Raw genomic sequence first — 18,503 nt, forward strand, 5'->3', positions numbered from 1 at the left:
AGTGTCTGCGGCATTTTTCGTTTTCGAACCGATCAAAGCTTTCGCAGCGCCACCGTGTCGATCAGGTGTTTGTTGCCCTTGTGCAGAATGAGATCGGCACGCGGACGGGTCGGTATGATGTTCTGGCGCAGGTTTTTCAGGTTGATATTGGCCCAAAGCCCTTCAGCAATCCGCAATGCTTCGTCTTCGCTGATCGAGGCGTAGCGATTGAAGAAGGAGTTGGGGTCCCGAAACGCCGTCTTGCGCAGGTTCATGAACCGGTTGACGTACCAGTTATGGATCAGATGTTCGTCAGCATCGATATAGATCGAGAAATCAAAGAAATCCGAAACGATCGGCACGATACGGCCGCCTGCTGGCAGATCCCGCGACTGCAGCACGTTGATGCCTTCGAAAATCAGGATATCGGGCTGATCGATGATGGAATATTCGTTGGGCAACACGTCATAGACAAGGTGCGAATAACGCGGCGCCTTTACCTCGGCCTGCCCAGCCTTGATCGCCGACAGGAAGCGCAACAGCGCGCCGATGTCATAGCTTTCCGGGAAACCCTTGCGCTCCATCAGGCCTTCGCGTTTCAACACCTCGTTGGGATACAAAAATCCATCCGTGGTAATGAGGTCGACCTTGGGGCTGGAAGGCCAGCGGGCCAGCAGCTCTTTCAGGATACGGGCGGTGGTTGATTTGCCCACCGCCACGGAGCCGGCAATGCCAATCACAAATGGCGTCTTGTTGACATCGGCCATGTTGAGGAAGCGGTTGCGCTGCTCAAACAGCAGCTGCGATGCTTCTACATGCGATGACAACAGGCGCGATAGCGACAGATAGATGCGCCGAACCTCATCGAGATCGATCGGGTCATCCAGTGACCGCAAACGGCTGACTTCATCGGCCGATAGTGTCAGTGGGGTATCCGCACGAAATTTCGCCCATTCCTCGGATGAGAAGAAGTGGTAGGGCGAATATTCATCGGCGCGGAAATGGTCGAGTGTGTTGGTCGTCTGCATGCGCCTCTCCTCTGCGTGCCCGGCCTTGATCAGGCCTTGGGACGCGACGCCTTTTCTTGAAGACCGGTCTGCACCGTGCGACGCTCCAGTTCCGCCATCACCTCGGTTAGCGGAATATCGGCAATCTTCAGCACAACAAGCAGATGGTAAAGCAGATCAGCGCTTTCCTTGGTCAGCTCGCTGCGATCATTGGAAATTGCGGCGATCACGGTTTCCACCGCTTCTTCGCCAAGTTTTTTTGCCGCACGCGGCTGACCGGCCGCAAAAAGCTTGGCCGTCCATGATTCGTCCGGTGAGGCTGCAGCGCGGGCCGCAACAATACGTTCGAGATCGGTAAGGGAAAAACCGCTCATGATGTGTTCCTGAGGCTGATATCAATCCAGACGCATGGCAATGCCATGATCGGCCATATACTGTTTGGCTTCGCTAATGGAATAGAGACCAAAGTGGAAGATGGAGGCTGCGAGAACGGCAGTGGCATGGCCATCCCGTACACCCGCGACCAGATCATCGAGATTGCCGACACCGCCGGATGCGATAACCGGCACCCGGACCTGATCGGCAATGGTGCGCGTCAGTGCAATGTCATAACCGCTTTTGGTGCCGTCGCGGTCCATGGAGGTGATCAGCAGTTCACCTGCACCACGCTCCACCATCTTGATGGCAAATTCTACCGCATCAATGCCGGTTGTCTGGCGACCGCCATGGGTGAAAATTTCCCAGCGATCGGCTTCGCCAGCGCCTGACACCTTCTTGGCGTCAATCGAAACGACGATGCATTGGTTGCCGAACTTGTCCGCGGCTTGTGCTACGAAATCCGGGTCTTTGACGGCGGCGGAATTGATTGACACCTTATCGGCACCACACAACAGCAATTTGCGGATGTCGGAAACGGCACGCACGCCACCACCCACGGTTAACGGCATGAAACAGTGATCGGCCGTGCGCGATACGACATCGAAAATCGTGTCGCGATTGTCGGATGATGCGGTGATGTCGAGGAAACAAAGTTCATCGGCACCGGCAGCGTCATAGGCTTTTGCCGCTTCAACAGGGTCGCCAGCGTCGATCAGATCAACGAAGTTGACGCCTTTGACGACACGGCCGTTCTTGACATCAAGGCAGGGAATAACACGGGCTTTCAGGCTCATGCGCGTGCCTCCTTGATCAGGGCCAGCGCCTGTGCCGGGTCAATGCGGCCATCATAAAGTGCGCGACCGGAGATCGCACCTTCCAGCTTGGTCGCGTCCGGTTCCAGCATGCGTTTGACATCATCAATCGAGGCGAGACCACCCGATGCAATCACCGGAATGGAAACGGCACCGGCCAGTTCCAGCGTGGACGGCCAGTTGATACCGGTCAGAATGCCATCACGGTCAATGTCGGTGTAGATGATTGCGGCAACGCCGGCACCTTCGAAGCGCTTTGCAAGTTCGATCACACCCAGTTCAGAGGCCTCGGCCCAACCTTCAACCGCAACCTTGCCACCCTTGGCATCAATGCCAACGGCAACCTGACCTGGAAAACGTTTGCAAGCCTCGATGACCAGCATCGGATCACGCACGGCAACGGTGCCGAGAATGACGCGGGCGAGGCCACGCGATAGCCATGCTTCGATATGGTCGAGCGTGCGAATACCACCGCCCAGCTGCACCGGATTTTTGGTGGCTTTCAAAATGGCATCGACAGCCGCGCCGTTGACGCTTTCACCGGCGAACGCGCCATTCAGATCCACAACGTGCAGCCATTCAAAACCCTGATCTTCAAAGGCCTTGGCCTGTGCGGCAGGATCGGGATTGTAGACCGTGGCCTGGTCCATGTCGCCAAGCTTCAGGCGTACGCACTGGCCGTCTTTAAGGTCGATTGCGGGAAAAAGGATCATGTCAGGGCTTCCAGCGCAGGAAATTGGAAATCAGGGCGAGGCCGAGCGTCTGGCTCTTTTCGGGGTGGAACTGTGCACCGGCCATGTTGTCGCGACCGACGAACGCCGTCATCGCTCCACCGTAATTGGTGGTGGCGATCACATCATCATGGTTTGTCGCGGCCAGGTGGTAGGAGTGCACAAAATAGGCGTGCAGACCGTCCTTACCGGTTTTGATGCCATCAAACAGCGGGTGAGGGTGTTTCAAATCCAGCGTGTTCCAGCCGATCTGTGGAATTTTCAAGGTTTTGTCATCCGGTGTCATCTCAACGACGTCACCCTTGATCCAGCCAAGCCCTTGCGAGGTGGTTTTCTCAAGGCCGCGTTCGGACATCAGCTGCATGCCAACACAAATGCCGAGAAATGGTCGTGCCTTGTGTTCCACGACATCCTTCAAGGCTTCCAGCATGCCGGGCACGGCATTCAGGCCGGCGCGACAATCGGCATAGGCACCAACACCCGGCAACACGATCCGGTCTGCCTTTGCCACGACATCTGCCTTGTCAGTCAGTTCAATCGTGGCGGCAATGCCTGCTTCCGTTGCGGCCCGTTCAAAAGCCTTGGTGGCCGAGCGCAGATTGCCCGAACCGTAGTCGATGATTGCCACACGCATGTCAGCGCCTTCCACTGAAATCGAACTGGAACAGTCCGGCTGCATCACTGTCTGCAAGGCGGGAGACACCCTGCGATGAGGTTTTCCACTCCGGCTTTGCGACCGCCGTCTCGATAGGCGGTTCGTCTGCAATCATGGAAAAATGAATGTTTTCGGCTGTCGCCAAATCCGGTGCCACGACAAGGTCGGTCGTTTGCCAACCCTTGGCGGTCAGATGCCGGACAAGCAGGTTGCGGCCTTCAAAACCGGTCAGCAGGCCAAGTGCGATCGCCGAAAGGGCACCTGCCACTTCAAAGCCCTTGACGGTTGAAAGTGCGCCAGCACTGATCTGGATAACAACGGTGATGGCGGCAAACAACCACAGACGGTTTGCGGCAAGCCAGATCCACGGCACGATAAAACCGAGCCAGGAAAAACGGTCGGCAACGAACCGGGTCGAAAGTCCCTGGCGATCAGGACCATCCGGCGCTTCAAGAACGAGATAGCTTGTCATGGCTTTCCTGACAAATTTCAGAGCGGCTGAAACGCGTCCTGCATTCCGGCCTGCTCAGACATTCAGGCCAGCATGCCCTTCGTCGAGGGAACGCGGCCTGCCTGCCGTGGATCGATTTCCGTCGCGGTGCGCAGCACACGGGCAACGGCCTTGAAGCATGTCTCGGCGATATGATGGTTGTTGGCGCCGTAATGGTTGAGGATATGCAGGGTAATGCCGGCATTCTGGGCCAGCGCCTGGAAGAATTCGCGCACCAGTTCCGTGTCGAACGTGCCGATCTTCGGTGCGGAAAAATTGACGTTCCACACCAGGAACGGACGACCGGAAATGTCAACGGCTGCCTTTGTCATGGTTTCATCCATGGCAAGGTCAAGCGAGGCATAACGGGTAATGCCGCGACGGTCACCCAGTGCTTTGGCAATGGCCTGGCCGATGGCAATGCCGGTATCTTCCACGGTGTGGTGGTCGTCGATATGCAGGTCACCCTGTACCTCGATTTCCATGTCGATCAGCGAATGGCGGGCAAGCTGGTCCAGCATATGGTCGAAAAAGCCGACGCCAGTCGAAATTTTTGATTGTCCAGTCCCGTCGACATTCACGCGCACCGATACCGATGTTTCGTTGGTCTTGCGGGAAATTTCACCCTTACGCTCTGCCATTCTGGCTGCTCCATGCAAATGATGGCCGTTCCTTATCAGCAAGAACGGCAAATATCCAGAAGTTACATCACCTTGTCATATAGTGGCCTGCATTGCGATTGTCAGCATGATTGCAATCGCCGAAACCTACCTTACATAGACCCTTGGAAAGGGCCACGTCGGCCCGATTGTAACGTGCCCATCAAGGGCAGACAGGTGTTTGATGACAACGATTATAACGGTTCGTAAGGGCGGTAAGGTCGTAATCGCCGGTGACGGTCAGGTCAGCCTCGGCCAGACGGTGATGAAGGGCAATGCCCGCAAGGTCCGCCGTATTGGCAAGGGCGAGGTTGTGGCCGGATTTGCCGGTGCAACGGCTGACGCCTTCACGCTTCTCGACCGGCTTGAAAAGAAACTCGAACAATATCCCGGCCAGCTGATGCGGGCAGCGGTTGAACTCGCCAAGGACTGGCGTACAGACAAATATCTGCGCAACCTTGAAGCGATGATGATCGTCGCCGACAAGACCATCACGCTTGCTATAACAGGCAATGGCGATGTGCTGGAACCGGAACATGGCACCATGGCCATCGGCTCAGGTGGCAACTATGCTTTCGCAGCGGCCCGTGCCATGATGGATTCGGACAAGAGTGCCGAAGATATCGCACGCCGTGCTCTCGATATTGCTGCTGATATCTGCGTTTATACCAACCATAGTTTTGTCGTCGAAGCGCTCGATTCCGATAACTGAATCCGGCTACGAAAGCCGTGAGGTAAAATTCATGACAACATTTTCTCCCCGCGAAATCGTCTCGGAACTTGACCGTTACATCATTGGCCAACACGAGGCGAAACGCGCTGTGGCAATTGCTCTGCGCAATCGCTGGCGTCGTCAGCAGCTCGATGAGAGCTTGCGCGATGAGGTCATGCCCAAGAATATTCTGATGATCGGACCAACCGGTGTCGGCAAGACGGAAATCTCCCGCCGACTTGCAAAGCTGGCCGGTGCGCCGTTCATCAAGGTGGAAGCCACCAAATTTACTGAAGTCGGTTATGTCGGCCGTGATGTCGAACAGATCATCCGCGATTTGGTTGAAATCGGCATTGGTCTGGTTCGTGAAAAGAAACGCGCCGAAGTGCAGGCCAAGGCTCACGATAGCGCCGAAGAGCGTGTGCTTGACGCGCTGGTCGGCACAACCGCATCGCCTGCGACGCGTGAAAGCTTCCGCAAGAAGCTGCGCGACGGTGAACTCGACGACAAGGAAATCGATATCGAGATTGCCGACAGCGGAGCGGGCATGCCCGGCTTCGACATTCCCGGCATGCCGGGCGCCAATATCGGTGTCTTGAACCTGTCGGAAATGTTCGGCAAGGCCATGGGCGGCAAATCGAAGAAAATCCGCACCACGGTGTCGAAGTCCTATGCTGATCTGATCCGTGACGAATCCGACAAACTCATCGACAACGAAGTCATCCAGCGCGAAGCCGTGCGCTCAGTTGAAAATGACGGGATCGTGTTCCTGGACGAAATCGACAAGATCGCGGCGCGTGATGGCGGCATGGGTGCCGGTGTGTCACGCGAAGGCGTGCAGCGCGACCTTCTGCCTTTGGTGGAAGGTACAACGGTGTCGACCAAATATGGTCCGGTAAAAACCGACCATATCCTGTTCATCGCCTCGGGTGCATTCCATGTGGCCAAGCCTTCTGACCTGTTGCCGGAGCTTCAGGGCCGTTTGCCAATCCGCGTGGAGCTGAAAGCCCTGTCCAAGGACGATTTCCGTCGTATCCTGACCGAGCCGGAAGCAAGCCTCATCCGCCAGTACAAGGCGCTGATGAAAACTGAAGAGCTGGATCTCGATTTCTCTGAAGATGCGATCGATGCTCTGGCCGATGTGGCGGTTCACCTCAACTCAACGGTAGAGAATATCGGCGCACGCCGTCTGCAGACCGTCATGGAGCGGGTGCTGGACGACATCTCCTATAATGCGCCGGATCGCGGTGGTTCTGCAGTCAACATCGATAGCGATTATGTTCGCAAACATGTCGGCGACATTGCTGCCGATACCGACCTGTCCCGCTATATTCTGTAAAAAGAACCATCTTTACTGCAATATTCGGTGATATGATCGCCTTTGTCTCGACATCCAGCCTCTCTTTTCTGTAAGGGGAGGCTGGAATTTGTTTGAAATCTCCGCTTTACGGAGCAGCATGCAGATGTGACCTCCTCTGGAGGAGAGGGAAACATCTCAGGGAACAATGAGGCATCCGGTCTTGCGCCATACAATTATGACATTCGCCGCCGCACTGCTGATGACGGCTTTTTCGAATGCAGCGGCAGATGCTGCCACGCTTGTTCCTGCGGGCAACCGTAATGCGGAACAGCCAGGCGTGCCCGGTGCGTCGGCGCGACGGACCAAGGCCAGCAACACCAGTTACGAGAGAAAATACCAGAAGGTCATCGATCTCCTGTCCAGCGACAAGCAGCTTATCGGCAAGATCAAGTCGACAGCTGGTCGTTATGGTATTGATCCCATTCACATGATTGGTGCGATTGTCGGCGAACATACCTATAATGTTGATGCCTACGACCGGCTGCAGTCCTATTACGTCAAGGCTGCTTCCTACGCGGGTAGCAGCTTCCGCTTTGGTTATGAAGATGAAAGCATTGCGCAATTCATCGCCAAGTCGGAATTTGCTGGCTGTTCGTCAGTGTCCGATTCCTATCGTCTGTGGACGTGCCGGGAAAATATTTGGGAAAAAAGCTTCCGCGGCCGCAAGGTTGGTGGGAAGTCCTATCCGGACAATCGTTTCAGCGCCGTGTTCTTTCAGCCCTTTTATGCCGGCCAGACCTTTGGCCTTGGCCAGATAAACCCGCTGACGGCCCTGATGCTGACCGACATGGTCAGCAAGACATCCGGTTACGAAAAGCTGGATGCCAATGACGCAGCCAGCGTTTACAAGTCGATCATGGATCCGGATCGCTCGCTTGCCTTCATGGCGGCATCCATCCGCAAGTCGATTGACGACTACAAGTCGATTGCCAATATGGACATCTCAGACAATCCTGGTCTGACTTCGACGCTTTATAATGTCGGCGGATCGACACAACGCGCTGGCGCTTTGGCGGCCCGCAACCGTGCCCGCGCTGCCGCAGGCGAGGGACCTGCCTGGCCGGAAGAAAATTATTATGGCTGGCTGGTCAATGACCGGATCGACGATCTCAAAAAACTGCTTTGAGATTCAGCCACGTCTTTTGACCTTTTAGATCCTGTTTTGCGTTAGCGCAGAAGGATTTGTTCCTGATCGGAACAGATCCTTCTTGTTTTTGTGCGATTGAATAAAAAATATCCTGCTGGCAATGTGTCTCCCAAACGCGATGAATTTGGGAGCGCATGTATGACCTTCGTTGAAAAACACGGATTATCGATCGACGCAAAACTTCTAGATTTTCTGAGACAGGAAGTCCTGCCGGAAACCGGTCTTGACGTGGAAGCATTTTTTGTCGGCTTTTCCGATATCGTGCACGATCTGGCACCCAAAAACCGCGCTTTGCTGGCAAAGCGAGATGAGTTTCAGGCAAAGCTCGACGATTGGTATCGCCAGAATGGTGCGCCTATCGATTTGGGCGCTTACGAACAGTTTCTGCGCGATATAGGCTATATTCTGCCAGAAGGCGGTGCTTTCACCATTGCAACGGATCGCGTCGACCCTGAAATCGCGCAGATTGCCGGTCCGCAGCTTGTTGTTCCCGTGATGAATGCCCGTTACGCGCTGAATGCCGCCAATGCACGTTGGGGGTCTCTTTACGACGCGCTTTACGGCACGGATGCGATTGCGGAAACCGACGGTGCAGAAAAGACAGCCGGTTATAATGCCAAGCGTGGCGAAAAGGTCATTGGTTGGGTGAGGGCGTTCCTGAATGATGCTTTCCCGATGTCACCCGGCGACTGGACGGCCATCACAGGTTTGAGCGTCAACAATGGCGCGCTGGAAATTGCTACCGCTGACGCGACTTGCAGCCTTAAAAATCCGGCGCAATTTGCTGGCTATCGAGGTGACGCTGCACAGCCATCCGCCATCCTGCTCGTCAATAACGGGCTGCACATCGAAATCGCCATCGATCCAAGCACTGCCATTGGCAAAAGTGATGATGCCGGCATTTCTGACGTGATTGCCGAATCCGCTTTGACCACCATCATGGACTGCGAGGATTCCATCGCAGCCGTTGATGCGGAGGACAAGGTTGAAGTTTACCGCAACTGGCTCGGCCTGATGCGTGGCGATCTCAAAGAAAGTGTTACCAAGGCGGGCAAAACATTTACCCGCACACTCAACCCGGATCGGGATTATACCGCTGCGGATGGCTCGGCTTTGACACTTCCTGGCCGCTCCCTGATGCTCATTCGTAACGTCGGTCACCTCATGACCAATCCTGCTATTCTGGATCGCGACGGCAATGAAGTTCCAGAAGGCATCATGGATGGTGTCATCACCGCTTTGATCGCGCTTTACGACATTGGTCCCGGCGGCCTCCATAAAAACTCGCGTGCCGGTTCGATGTATGTCGTGAAGCCGAAAATGCATGGCCCGGAAGAGGTGGCTTTCGCTTGCGAAATCTTCACCCGCGTCGAAAGCCTTCTCGGTATGACGGCCAACACCATGAAAATGGGCATCATGGATGAAGAGCGCCGCACCACGGTCAACCTCAAGGAATGCATCCGTGCGGCGAAAGACCGTGTTGTGTTCATCAACACAGGTTTCCTGGATCGCACCGGCGATGAAATGCACACCTCCATGGAAGCGGGCTCGATGATCCGCAAGGGCGACATGAAGCAGGCCGCGTGGATTGCCGCCTACGAAAACTGGAACGTCGACATTGGTCTGGAATGCGGTTTGTCCGGCCATGCGCAGATCGGCAAGGGAATGTGGGCGATGCCTGACCTGATGGCAGCCATGTTGGAGCAGAAGATCGCCCATCCTAAGGCTGGCGCAAACACTGCATGGGTGCCGTCACCAACCGCTGCGACGCTACACGCCACCCATTACCACAAGATCGATGTTGCCGCCGTGCAGCAGGGGTTGAAAAGCCGTGCACGCGCCAAATTGGCGGATATTTTGTCTGTACCGGTCGCACCGCGTCCCAACTGGTCAGCAGAAGATATTCAACGTGAACTTGACAACAATGCGCAGGGCATTCTCGGTTATGTCGTGCGTTGGGTCGACCAGGGCGTTGGTTGCTCGAAAGTGCCTGACATCAACAATGTCGGACTGATGGAAGATCGTGCGACCTTGCGCATTTCCGCGCAGCATATGGCCAACTGGCTACATCATGGCATCGTCGGCCGCGAGCAGATTGTCGAAACACTGCAGCGCATGGCCGCTGTGGTGGACAAACAAAATGCTGCCGATGCTGCCTATCGACCAATGGCTCCGAATTTTGACGATTCGGTTGCCTTCCAGGCGGCGCTGGAACTGGTCCTTGAAGGCCGCAAGCAGCCAAATGGTTATACTGAACCGGTCCTGCACCGTCGCCGTCAGGAATTGAAAGCAAAGCTTGCAGGTTGATAAAAACATTAGCTGCCACGAAATCTGAACCGATTTCGTAGCAGCTGTCATTATGGGCCAGGGCGGGCGGCAATGATGTGCGTGTCTTCCCACCTCAGCACTTCACCGTCGGATGAGGACAATGACAGCCGGGAAACTGGTTGGTGTGTCCGCGTATCGACCAGCGTGGACCGTCGCTCACCGGCGCGGTAGAGGTGATCTTCGCCCCATTGTCTCAGCGCGACGATAATCAGGAACAGTTTCTTGCCCTTTTCCGTCAAGACATATTCCTGGTAGGCACTGCCATCCGAGGCGGGAGCAAGGACCAGAACGCCTGCCTCGACAAGGTCACGCAGGCGGGTTGTCAGCATACCCTTTGCAATGCCCAGATTTTGCTGGAACTGATTAAACCTCTTGATGCCATCGAATGCGTCTCTGACGATAAGCAGCGACCACCAGTCGCCAATTGCATCAAGGCTTCTGGCAACAGGACACTCGGCCTGCCGGAAACTTTTGCGTTTCATATCGACAACTCCCTTCGAGCCAGCCTCAAGTGACCCCGCAGCACTGGCACAGCGTCACAAAACTGGTCTTAAATTAGAACTGGAATGGTCGCGCCGCAAGTGGTCTTTTTATAAGACCGATTAGGAGAGCACCATGGAACCGAGAATAAAAATCAACACAGTAGACGAACCGCTGCCGGAGGCAGACAAATCAAGCGAACCATCACATCACGAACTATCTCGCTGGATCATTCTGGTGTTTGCCGTCACCTGCGGTTTGAGCGTTGCCAATATCTATTACGCGCAACCGCTTCTTGACGTCATGGCCGCGGATTTTGCCATCGATCCCGCCGTTATCGGTCTGGTGGTCGCGTTGACCCATGTCGGTTACGTGGTAGGGCTGTTACTGATTGTCCCGTTGGGCGATCAGATTAATCGCCGCAAACTGATCATTTGCCAGATAACATTTTCCGTTTTGGCGCTGGCCGGTCTGGCGGCAGCGCAGGATGTCGTTGTTCTTTTCCTGGCGATGATTGTTGTTGGCATGCTTGCCGTGGTCGTACAGGTCATTGTTGCCTTCACCGCCACTCTGGCCATGCCGCATCAACAGGGTCACGCAGTGGGCCTTGTCACAGGCGGTGTGGTGATTGGCATTCTTGCGGCACGTTTTGTTTCTGGCATGCTTGCCGATCTTGGTGGATGGAGGGCCGTCTACATGGCATCTGCCGGATGTATGCTGATCATGGCGGTTCTTCTTTTTCGCGTTTTGCCAAGTCACGTACCTACGAAGAAGATTGAGCGTTACAGCGCCATCGTAAAATCCATTCCTGCACTGTTTCTGCAAGACTCTGTCCTGAGGCTGCGCGGCATTCTTGCCTTTTTCATCTTTGCCAGCTTCAGCACCTTGTGGACTGCCATGGTGTTGCCGCTCAGCGCCACGCCATTTTCATTGTCGCACACCGAAATCGGCCTGTTTGGCATGGTGGGTCTCGCTGGGGCACTGGCAGCAAGCGGTGCAGGACGCCTCGCTGACCGCGGCTTTTCTCGCGGCGTAACAGGCCTCTCCCTTATCTTGTTGACTTTGTCCTGGCTGTTGATCGGTCTTCTGCCGTTTTCACTGCCAGCCTTTGTGCTCGGCGTCGTGCTGCTCGATTTTGCTGTGCAGGCCGTCCATGTCACCAATCAAAGCGTGATTTTCATGGCGCATCCGGAAGTCCGCAGCCGGCTGGTTGGTGGTTACATGGTATTCTATTCGGCAGGCAGCGGTGTGGGGGCAATCGCCTCCACCACATTATACGCGCATTTCGGCTGGTATGGCGTTTCCGCTCTCGGCGCGTTCTTCAGCTTGTCAGGACTTCTGTTCTGGGTTCTTCTGCGCGGTAAATCCTCCCACAAAACCTGAACACAAAAAGGCCGCCAGCAATGTCTCGCGGCGGCCTTCTTGAATTCTGTTTGTCGAATGATCTTACTGGATCACGACAACCTTGGAGGTGCGGCCAGGACGAACGCGGCTGTAAAGGTCGATCACGTCCTGGTTGATCATGCGGATGCAGCCGGAAGAAGCTGCTGTGCCGATGGATGCCCACTCTGGCGAGCCGTGGATACGGAACAGCGTGTCCTGACCCTTTTCATTGAACAGGTACATGGCACGTGCGCCAAGCGGGTTGCTAAGACCAGGTCCCATGCCCTTTTCAACATACTGTGCAATGTCAGGCTTGCGGACGGCCATTTCCTTTGGCGGATGCCACATTGGCCATTCCTGCTTCCATGCCACATAGGCTTCACCAGCCCAGGCAAAGCCCTGCTTGCCAACGCCAATACCGTAACGAACGGCGCGGTTACCAGGCATTACGTAATAGAGAAAACGTTCACGTGTGTTGACGATGATCGTTCCTGGCTTTTCCTGTGTCTGGAACTCAACGATCTGACGACGGAACTTTTCGTTCACGCGGTTGATCGGAATAGCAGGCAGCGCATAACCGGCGTCCGTAATCGGGCCATAAACGTCGTTAAAGATCTGAACGGTCTCAACCCGCGCCGGTGCAACAGGTGCAGCAGCAGGTTCGTTCTTGGCAACTTCAGAAGAGGTAGAGGCACAGCCGGTAATGGCAAGCGTTGCCGTCAGACCGAGTGCAGTCAAAATAGTGCGAATGCGCATGATGTTCTCGCGGAAAATGACGCTGGTGATAGGGGAGGTTAAACCACCTTTGTCAGCAGCTTATTTTCTATTAGACTGGGCTTTGCAAGGCATTGCGTCGCAGCATGAGACTATGCAGCGATTAATTGTGGCGGGATGGCCTTTTTGCAACATTTCACAGGGCTATGCATATGACGATCGTTTCAATCGGTGCCGTGAACCCGCTGGTGGACGGGCGGCAATCTGAAAAGGCCATGCTGGTACGTCGTGGCGTCCAAAGGTTGCTGCATGAAATGCGCCACGCGGTTTTACCGGAGTTGCCACTTGCCAGTGGACGTCGCGCCGATCTGATCAGCCTTTCGGTCAAGGGAGAAGTGTGGATCGTCGAGATCAAGTCATCGATCGAGGACTTCCGGGTGGATCGCAAATGGCCGGAATATCGACTGTTTTGCGACAGGTTGTTCTTTGCCACCCATAGCGAAGTGCCGCTTGATATATTTCCGGAAGAATGTGGTTTGATTGTTTCCGATGGGTATGGCGCGCATATCCTGCGGGATGCACCGGAGCACAAGCTGGCACCTGCGCGGCGAAAAACCATTACGCTCGATTTTTCGCGGACAGCAGCGCGGCGCCTTATGCTGGCAGAATGGCAGACCGGTCAGACTTTTGGGGAATGACCGGTGTGTCCGAGTTACTTCGGCGCTCTTTTGGCAAGAATGCGCTGAAGTGTACGACGGTGCATGTTCAGGCGGCGCGCTGTTTCTGAAACGTTGCGTTCGCACATCTCATACACACGCTGAATATGCTCCCAGCGCACCCGGTCGGCAGACATCGGATTTTCCGGAAGCTCTTTTTTCTCGCCGGCGCGCTGCGTCAACGCGTTGAACACGTCATCCGCATCGGCAGGTTTGGCCAGGTAATCCAGCGCACCCAGCTTTACGGCGGTAACAGCGGTTGCAATATTGCCATAACCGGTCAGAACCACGATCTGTGTGTCGTCACGGTTCTGACGAATGGCTTCGATGACTTCCAGACCGTTGCCATCGGTCAGGCGCAAATCGACCACGGCATATTTCGGCGGCATGATCTTCGATTTGGCAATCCCTTCGCTGACGGTTTCAGCGGTATCGACGACAAATCCTCTGGTTTCCATGGCGCGTGCCAACCGACGCAAAAATGGGCCATCGTCATCAACGATAAGAAGGGACTTGTCTGGTCCGATATAATCTTCGGTGGTGTCGTCTGCACCACTCAAGGATGCGGTTTGGGTTTCGTTGCTCATGCCCCGGCCTCCCGGCTTTTCTGTCTCTATAGGTAATTATGGTTATGGCCCTTAGTGGCCTTGGCGTAAAGTCAATTCGCCCTGACATCGTCCATGATGCTGCGCGGCCAAATGACCTTGACGCGGGCACCACTGGTATCCGACCGGTTCTCGAAGGTCAGCGTTGCCCCGGACCGCTCAAGGAGGGTTTTGGCGATGAAAAGTCCAAGGCCCAGTCCGCCGGCACGTGCCATGTTCTGGCGTTTTGTTACGTAGGGATCCCCAATACGAACAAGAATGTCTGGCGCGTAACCCTGCCCATCATCCTCGATGGTGATGCGAACCTGCTGGGCATTGTGTTCCACAGTGATGATCACCGACTTGCTGGCATAATCGACAGCATTTTCGATGAGGTTTCCCAGACCATAAAGAATGCCTGCATTGCGGGTGCCGACTGGTTCACCCGCCCGGCCATTGATCTCGACGAGGTTGATCTTGATACCGAACTCGCGGTGTGGGGCAATGACCTCTTCCACCATCGAGGAAAGAGGAAGCCTGCGCATATGTTCCTCGCCTTCTGCGGAAAGCGATGTCAGACGTTTGAGAATGTCGCGGCAACGCTCGCTTTGACTGCGCAGCAGAGAAACGTCTTCTCCGAAACGCTCGTCCTTTCCAAGCTCGCGTTCCATCTCCTTGGCAACCACGCTGATTGTGGCAAGAGGGGTGCCCAGCTCATGGGCGGCGGCTGCGGCAAGACCATCAAGCTGCGACAGATGTTTTTCGCGTTCCAGAACCAGTTCGGTTGCTGCAAGAGCATTGGCAAGCTGATTGGCCTCATTCGATACCCGGTAGGCGTAAAAGGCGGTAAACAGCATCATGGCGATGATCGAGCACCACATGCCAACCTGCATGATCGGTTGAATTGGCAATGGTTCACCGGGATACCACGGCACGGGATAGGGCGAGAACGCAATGATTGCCGAGCAGGCCAGAGCCACGCCCAGCAGCACCTGAGAATAACGCAGTGGCTGGGAAGCAAATGCAATGATCACCGGAACGGAGATAAGAGGGCTGAACGGGTTGGAAAGACCGCCGGTAATGTAAAGAAGCGCCGTCAGTTGCAGGAGGTCAAATGCCAGCAACAACGTCGCCGAGCGTGCCTCCAGGCGGTGTGTGGACGGAAAGCGGGCCGTCAGCACCAGATTGGCAACCGCCAATGCTGCCACCAGCAGAATGCAGGGCAAGATGGGCAGCGGAAATTTCAACACCAGTTGAACCAGCAGCAGCGTGGCACTCTGGCCTGCCACGGCCAGCCAGCGCAACCTGACGATGGTTTGCAGGCGAATCTGGCGACTGAACCGGTCAAGCTGGGTATTTTCAATGGGCTGTACCGCCATGCCGGCCTCCTTCAGGCTTATGCCGGCAGACAGGCAGTGTCTGATATCGGCAACTCGATTAAATCTCGTGGTACCGATCAGCAGATGACAAGGCTTGTCGGCCGTGGTCATGTGCCGCGTGGCTTGGCGCGGTTGGTCGGTAAGGCATCCGCCGGATTTTCAGGCCAGGGGTGTCGTGGGTAACGGCCGCGCATGTCGGCGCGAACGTCTTTCCACGAACCGGACCAGAAGCCGGGCAGGTCGCGTGTGGTCTGTATGGGGCGATGCGCAGGCGAGGTCAATTCCAGCAGCAGCGGTAATTTGCCGCCTGCAACGGCAGGATGTGTCTTGAGACCAAACAACTCCTGCACCCGGATCGTCAACAGCGGTTCTGCACCGTCATAATGCACGGGATGTCGTTGACCGGTTGGCGCTTCAAAATGAGTAGGCGCTAGACGTGACAGGTCACGGTCCAGGCCATGTGGCAACAGTGATATCAACCCGTCAAACAGGGTTCCAGGCTTGAGATCGGAAAGTCCTCTGCAATCCGTCTGGAATGGCACGAACCAGTCTTCGAGCCGTTCCAGCAGTGCTTCGTCGCTCACGTCAGGCCATGGTTCGCCCAATGTGCGATGCAGGAAGCCAATACGATCGCGTAATTGCTGCGCCTCCTTGCTGAAGCCGACAATCGCCAAACCGCGTTCCCGGATACCTTGGGCCATGGCCAACGCCGCTTTTTCTCCCGTAGGACGGGGCAGGGGCGTCTCATCGAGAATAATCGCACCGATGCGTGTCACCTTGCGGGCCCGTACCTGCCCGCTTTGCCTGTCGAGAAAAAACTGATCTTCTTGAGTGATGGCCTCCGGCATATCCTCTTCTATGTCGACACGGGAAATAGCGGCGGCTGAAAGAATGCGTGGTTGTGCGGCTCGCCCGGTTATATCTGCGACCACCAGCATCTGCTGTCCGGCAAGCTGTTCGGTTTCGCCGAGTTCTGCTCCTCGCCCATTGGCCATCACGTAACGCCCGCGTGCGCCCCGCTGGAACGCGATACGATCTGGGAAAGCATGCAACAAAAGCTGTCCGGCGCTGAGCGGCGCAGGGGATGTTACGCTACGTGGGGTATTGGATCCGTTGATGGCCCGTTCAAGTGACTTGGCCAGCCTGCCCGCCAGTTTGCGCGCGGATTCAGCTCGATCGCCTCTCTCGAAACGAAACCGCCGCAGCCGTTCCTCAATGTCGATATCCTGCCCGCCAAGCCCCTGTTCGGTCAAAAGCACCGCTAGCAGACATGCCAATTCCCCGTGTCCCTTGTGCGATGCATGGACCGCCATGGCGGCAAGTCGTGGTGGAAGTGCCAGGCCCCGCATGATCCTGCCCTGATGGGTAATGCCATTGGTGGCGTCGAGTGCACCAAGTTTTTGCAGTAAGGACCGTGCCTCGGCCAAGGCAATTGCAGGCGGTTGATCCATGAAGGACAAATCTTTGGGATCATTCACGCCCCAATGCGCCAGATCAAGCGCCAGACTGGCGAGGTCGCTGGACAGGATTTGTGGTGGCGTGAAGGCGGGCAGGGCAGCGGTTTGCCCGGGATGCCACAACCTTATGGCAATACCGGGTTCGGTTCTGCCGGCACGACCCGCACGTTGTTCCGCGGAGGCCTGTGACACCCTCTGTGTTTCCAGTCGCGTTATGCCGGTTGCGGCCTCGAAGACCGGCAGCCGCTGCAATCCGCTATCAATGACGATACGCACGCCATCAATGGTAATCGACGTTTCGGCAATCGATGTGGCCAGCACGATTTTGCGTGTACCCTTTGGGGCAGGTCGAATGGCTGCATCCTGCTCTTTTTGTGACAGATTGCCATAAAGCGGTATGATTGATGTCCCTGGGCCAAACCGTCCCTGCAGTCGCTCGGCCGTGCGGGTGATTTCGGCTTGCCCGGGCAGGAATGCCAGTATCGATCCGCCCTCGCTTTCATGTGTTTCAAGGATTGCCCGTGCCATCCTGTCTTCCATTCGATCCGACGTCGTTCGCTCATCATGGCGAATGTCGATCGGGTAACTGCGTCCCATGCTCTCGATTGTCGGTGCATTGCCCAACAAAGAACTGACCCGGCCAATATCCAGTGTGGCAGACATGACAAGCAGACGAAGATCGTCACGTAATGCCATTTGTACATCGAGCGCCAGCGCCAGACCAAAATCGCCATCCAGCGAACGCTCGTGAAATTCGTCAAACAACACGGCGACGATTCCCGCCAGCTCGGGGTCATCGAGAACCATGCGACTGAACACACCTTCCGTTACCACTTCTATACGGGTACGGGGCGATGTCCGGTTATCAAGACGCATACGATAGCCGACAGTCTCGCCAACCTCTTCACCCAAAATCGAGGCCATGCGTGCCGCCGCGGCTCGTGCTGCCAGACGGCGGGGCTCAAGCAGAATGATCTTGCCCGTCTGAGCCCAGCTCTGGTCCAGCAAATAAAGCGGCACCAAGGTCGTCTTACCCGCGCCGGGCGGCGCAGACAGCACTGCACTGCGCCCAGTCGACAATGCCTGCGCAATGTCTGGCAGGACCTGGGTGACCGGCAGCTGCGGCAATAGACCGGCATAGGGCAATGTCATCTGGCGTATCTCATTCTTGTCTCTTTGACTGTCTTTTTGCTCTTAAAGGGAGAGGCAGCAGTTGCAAGTGGCTTACGGTATCAACGTATCACTGCGGGTTTGAGTTTGGCCAATTCTATTGGTTTCAACGTGGTTTCCGCCGGGATGTCAGGGCCCTTTACACCCCTTCAGGCGGACAGTTTTGGGCAGCTCTTTCCTTTGTTCTTTTTGCGAGGATTGATTTTTGTGTGTTTTGTATGGTTTTTCGAAATTATTGTTTAGAAACAGTTGGTTGAAAAAAATGACATTTTTTTTACATCCCCCTGTTGACTTGTTTGTTTGGTTAGATTTATAAGTCCGCTCACTGAACGAGGGCGGCGGCGCTGCTGGCGACGGACTGC

At 55.6% G+C, this 18,503-nt stretch carries 19 protein-coding genes; 6 read left to right on the forward strand and 13 right to left on the reverse strand.

Features of this window, described 5'->3' with window-relative positions; translation table 11 throughout:
- Nucleotides 1-32: 32 nt before the first annotated feature.
- The 7 genes from coaA to hisB all read right to left on the reverse strand — a co-directional run bounded on the left by coaA (nt 33) and on the right by hisB (nt 4,693).
- Entirely contained in the window at nt 33-1,007 is a 975-nt protein-coding gene (gene coaA / locus RT613_RS01770) for a type I pantothenate kinase (protein WP_313612491.1), read from the reverse strand.
- 29 nt (nt 1,008-1,036) lie between these two features.
- Nucleotides 1,037-1,360, reverse strand: coding sequence for a phosphoribosyl-ATP diphosphatase (locus RT613_RS01775; protein ID WP_313612493.1), 324 nt, complete (start codon nt 1,358-1,360; stop codon nt 1,037-1,039).
- 21 nt (nt 1,361-1,381) lie between these two features.
- The gene (hisF, locus tag RT613_RS01780) at nt 1,382-2,158 is read right to left on the reverse strand and encodes an imidazole glycerol phosphate synthase subunit HisF (RefSeq protein WP_313612495.1); all 777 of its coding nucleotides are present in this window, start codon (nt 2,156-2,158) and stop codon (nt 1,382-1,384) included.
- The gene (hisA, locus tag RT613_RS01785) at nt 2,155-2,889 is read right to left on the reverse strand and encodes a 1-(5-phosphoribosyl)-5-[(5-phosphoribosylamino)methylideneamino]imidazole-4-carboxamide isomerase (protein ID WP_313612497.1); all 735 of its coding nucleotides are present in this window, start codon (nt 2,887-2,889) and stop codon (nt 2,155-2,157) included. The genes hisF and hisA overlap by 4 nt, the downstream gene beginning before the upstream one ends.
- A 1-nt stretch (nt 2,890) precedes the next feature.
- On the reverse strand, nt 2,891-3,541 hold the full coding sequence (hisH, locus tag RT613_RS01790) for an imidazole glycerol phosphate synthase subunit HisH (RefSeq protein ID WP_313612499.1): 651 nt from the start codon (nt 3,539-3,541) through the stop codon (nt 2,891-2,893).
- Between the two features lies 1 nt (nt 3,542).
- The gene (locus tag RT613_RS01795; RefSeq protein ID WP_313612501.1) at nt 3,543-4,034 is read right to left on the reverse strand and encodes a DUF2628 domain-containing protein; all 492 of its coding nucleotides are present in this window, start codon (nt 4,032-4,034) and stop codon (nt 3,543-3,545) included.
- A gap of 62 nt (nt 4,035-4,096) precedes the next feature.
- Nucleotides 4,097-4,693 (reverse strand): imidazoleglycerol-phosphate dehydratase HisB, encoded by a 597-nt coding sequence (gene hisB / locus RT613_RS01800; RefSeq protein ID WP_192490632.1) that lies wholly within the window; start codon nt 4,691-4,693, stop codon nt 4,097-4,099.
- A 202-nt stretch (nt 4,694-4,895) separates the two neighbouring features.
- On the opposite strand from hisB, the gene hslV reads away from it, so the two are divergent.
- The 4 genes from hslV (at nt 4,896) to RT613_RS01820 (ending at nt 10,237) form a co-directional block, all read left to right on the forward strand.
- A complete protein-coding gene (hslV, locus tag RT613_RS01805) occupies nt 4,896-5,423 on the forward strand; it encodes an ATP-dependent protease subunit HslV (RefSeq protein ID WP_313612503.1) in 528 nt (175 codons plus the stop codon).
- 31 nt (nt 5,424-5,454) lie between these two features.
- The gene (gene hslU, locus RT613_RS01810; protein WP_313612505.1) at nt 5,455-6,762 is read left to right on the forward strand and encodes an ATP-dependent protease ATPase subunit HslU; all 1,308 of its coding nucleotides are present in this window, start codon (nt 5,455-5,457) and stop codon (nt 6,760-6,762) included.
- A gap of 166 nt (nt 6,763-6,928) precedes the next feature.
- A complete protein-coding gene (locus RT613_RS01815; RefSeq protein WP_409558739.1) occupies nt 6,929-7,909 on the forward strand; it encodes a DUF1402 family protein in 981 nt (326 codons plus the stop codon).
- 159 nt (nt 7,910-8,068) lie between these two features.
- A complete protein-coding gene (locus RT613_RS01820) occupies nt 8,069-10,237 on the forward strand; it encodes a malate synthase G (RefSeq protein ID WP_313612507.1) in 2,169 nt (722 codons plus the stop codon).
- 50 nt (nt 10,238-10,287) lie between these two features.
- Here RT613_RS01820 and RT613_RS01825 read toward each other — a convergent pair whose 3' ends face one another.
- Nucleotides 10,288-10,740, reverse strand: coding sequence for a helix-turn-helix domain-containing protein (locus RT613_RS01825; RefSeq protein WP_313612509.1), 453 nt, complete (start codon nt 10,738-10,740; stop codon nt 10,288-10,290).
- A gap of 133 nt (nt 10,741-10,873) precedes the next feature.
- On the opposite strand from RT613_RS01825, the gene RT613_RS01830 reads away from it, so the two are divergent.
- On the forward strand, nt 10,874-12,121 hold the full coding sequence (locus RT613_RS01830; RefSeq protein ID WP_313612511.1) for an MFS transporter: 1,248 nt from the start codon (nt 10,874-10,876) through the stop codon (nt 12,119-12,121).
- 63 nt (nt 12,122-12,184) lie between these two features.
- Here RT613_RS01830 and RT613_RS01835 read toward each other — a convergent pair whose 3' ends face one another.
- Nucleotides 12,185-12,877: a L,D-transpeptidase gene (locus RT613_RS01835; RefSeq protein WP_313612513.1), complete on the reverse strand. Its 693-nt coding sequence runs from the start codon at nt 12,875-12,877 to the stop codon at nt 12,185-12,187.
- A gap of 170 nt (nt 12,878-13,047) precedes the next feature.
- Here RT613_RS01835 and RT613_RS01840 point away from each other — a divergent pair, with 170 nt between their 5' ends.
- The gene (locus RT613_RS01840) at nt 13,048-13,533 is read left to right on the forward strand and encodes an MmcB family DNA repair protein (RefSeq protein ID WP_313612515.1); all 486 of its coding nucleotides are present in this window, start codon (nt 13,048-13,050) and stop codon (nt 13,531-13,533) included.
- Between the two features lie 14 nt (nt 13,534-13,547).
- Here RT613_RS01840 and RT613_RS01845 read toward each other — a convergent pair whose 3' ends face one another.
- The 4 genes from RT613_RS01845 to RT613_RS01860 all read right to left on the reverse strand — a co-directional run.
- Complete coding sequence (locus RT613_RS01845) at nt 13,548-14,138, reverse strand: ActR/PrrA/RegA family redox response regulator transcription factor (protein WP_313612516.1); 591 nt, start codon at nt 14,136-14,138, stop codon at nt 13,548-13,550.
- Between the two features lie 71 nt (nt 14,139-14,209).
- Entirely contained in the window at nt 14,210-15,514 is a 1,305-nt protein-coding gene (locus RT613_RS01850; protein WP_313612517.1) for an ActS/PrrB/RegB family redox-sensitive histidine kinase, read from the reverse strand.
- Nucleotides 15,515-15,621: 107 nt separating this feature from the next.
- Nucleotides 15,622-18,123 carry an ATP-dependent helicase HrpB gene (gene hrpB / locus RT613_RS01855; protein ID WP_313612518.1) on the reverse strand — a complete coding sequence of 834 codons (2,502 nt, stop codon included), beginning with the start codon at nt 18,121-18,123 and terminating at the stop codon, nt 15,622-15,624.
- Nucleotides 18,124-18,270: 147 nt separating this feature from the next.
- Nucleotides 18,271-18,503: hypothetical protein (locus RT613_RS01860; protein ID WP_313612519.1), on the reverse strand; the 233-nt coding region annotated here is incomplete at its 5' end.

Source organism: Agrobacterium sp., from assembly GCF_032092815.1.
In the GTDB taxonomy this organism is placed as follows: Bacteria; Pseudomonadota; Alphaproteobacteria; order Rhizobiales; family Rhizobiaceae; genus Agrobacterium.